Annotated in this window: 2 protein-coding genes; both read right to left on the bottom strand. The window is 70.7% G+C overall.

The window, feature by feature from the left end:
- On the bottom strand, nucleotides 1-1,463 hold a 1,463-nt coding region (thiC, locus tag KBX53_RS30455; RefSeq protein WP_210863158.1), incomplete at its 3' end, for a phosphomethylpyrimidine synthase ThiC.
- A 16-nt stretch (nucleotides 1,464-1,479) separates the two neighbouring features.
- The coding region (thiD, locus tag KBX53_RS30450; protein ID WP_210863156.1) for a bifunctional hydroxymethylpyrimidine kinase/phosphomethylpyrimidine kinase at nucleotides 1,480-2,218 on the bottom strand (739 nt) is incomplete at its 5' end.

Here is a 2,218-nt window from a genome sequence, read left to right as displayed (position 1 = left end):
GAGCAGAAGTGCGCGGTCTTCGCCGGCTCGGCGGGCAGTGTCGCGTCGTGGTACGAGCGGGCCGTCTCCGGGTCCAGCGAGAGGTTGAACTGGTCCTCCCAGCGGAACTCGAACCGCGCCTTCGACAGGGCGTCGTCCCAGGCCTGCGCGCCGGGATGCCCCTTGGCCAGGTCCGCCGCGTGGGCCGCGATCTTGTACGCGATCACGCCCGCCTTCACGTCGTCCCGGTCCGGCAGGCCGAGGTGCTCCTTCGGCGTGACGTAGCAGAGCATCGCGGTGCCGAACATGCCGATCATCGCGGCGCCGATCGCCGAGGTGATGTGGTCGTACGCCGGCGCGATGTCGGTGGTCAACGGACCGAGCGTGTAGAAGGGCGCCTCGTGGCACCACTCCTGCTGAAGGTCCACGTTCTCCTTGATCTTGTGCATCGGTACGTGACCGGGGCCCTCGATCATCACCTGGACGTCGTGCTCCCAGGCGACCTTCGTCAGCTCGCCGAGGGTACGCAGCTCGGCGAACTGCGCCTCGTCGTTGGCGTCGGCGATGGAGCCGGGGCGCAACCCGTCGCCGAGGGAGAACGTCACGTCGTACTTCGCGAGAAGCGTGCACAACTCCTCGAAGTAGGTGTAGAGGAAGTTCTCCTCGTGATGCGCCAGGCACCACGCCGCCATGATCGAACCGCCACGGGACACGATCCCGGTCACCCGGTTCACGGCCAGCGGCACGTACGGCAGGAGCACACCGGCGTGCACTGTCATGTAGTCCACACCCTGCTCGGCCTGCTCGATCACGGTCTCCCGGAACACGTCCCAGCTCAACTTCACCGGGTCGCCGCCGACCTTCTCCAACGCCTGGTAGATCGGCACGGTTCCGATCGGCACCGGGGAGTTCCGCACGATCGCCTCCCGGGTCTCGTGGATGCGCTTACCGGTGGACAGGTCCATCACGGTGTCCGCGCCCCAGCGGGTGGCCCAGGTCAGCTTCTCCACCTCCTCCGCGACCGACGAACTGACCGCCGAGGTGCCGATGTTGGCGTTCACCTTGACCAGGAACGCCTTTCCGATGATCGCCGGCTCGCACTCCGGGTGGTTGACGTTGAGCGGGAGCACCGCCCGGCCGGCGGCGATCTCGGACCGAACGAGTTCCGGGTCGACGTTCTCCCGGATCGCCACGAACTCCATCTCCGGCGTCACCACACCGGCCCGCGCGTACGCCAGCTGCGTCGGCCGGCGACCGTCCATTCCGGCCAGCGGGGTGCCCGGCCCCCGCACCGGCGCCACATCACCCCGCTCGGCGATCCACGGCCCCCGCAACGGCGGCAGCCCCACCTCCGGGTCCGAACCAGGACCCGACGTGTCGTAGAGCCGCACCGGTGGCAGATCACCGGTCAGCCCCACCTCCGCGAACGGCACCCGGACATCCGGCCGCGAACCCTCGACGTACACCTTGCCTCGTGCGTGCATGACAGCCTCCTGGTGATCAGGCGGACCAGCCGAAGTGGTTCAGCGGCCCGCGCCCCGCGCCCAGCTCCCAGCCCCGCGCGCCGGACAGCGCACGGAGCACGTACTCCTTGGCGGCCCCCACGGCGACCGGCACCGCGTCGCCCCGACCGAGCCGCACCGCGATGGCCGCGGAGAACGAACACCCCGTGCCGTGGGTGTGCCGGGTGTTCACCCGGGGTCCGCGCAACACCGTGGTGACCCCGGCGCCGTGCAGCACGTCGACCGCCTCGCCCCCGTCGAGGTCACCGCCCGTGACCACCACGTACTCCGGGCCGCCGGCCGCCAGAGCCTCGGCGGCCACGACCATCGCGGCCACGTCGTCCACCGGGCGTCCGGTGATCGCCGCCGCCTCCGCGCAGTTCGGGGTCGCCACAGTGGCGTACGGCAACAGCCGCTCCACCGCGCCCACCACGCCGAGCCGGTGACCGCTCGTGGCGACCAGCACCGGATCGACGACGAGTTGCGGCAACCGGCCGTCCCGGGCCGCCTCGGCCACCACGTCAGCGATCGCCGGGGTGCCGAGCATCCCCGTCTTCACCGCGGCGACTGTGAAATCGGTGAGCACGCTGTCCAACTGCTCGGTGACAGTGCGCGGGGGCAGCGGCAGTACCGCGTCGACGCCCCGGGTGTTCTGCGCGGTGACCGCCGTGAGGACGCTGGTGCCGTACGCGCCCAGCGCGGCGAAGACCTTGAGGTCGGCCTGGATGCCGGCGCCG

The organism is Micromonospora sp. M51, from assembly GCF_018070305.1.
Classification (GTDB): domain Bacteria; phylum Actinomycetota; class Actinomycetes; order Mycobacteriales; family Micromonosporaceae; genus Micromonospora; species Micromonospora parva.
The sequence above is the reverse complement of the archived record's forward strand: the minus strand, read 5'-3'. Positions and strand labels throughout refer to the sequence as shown.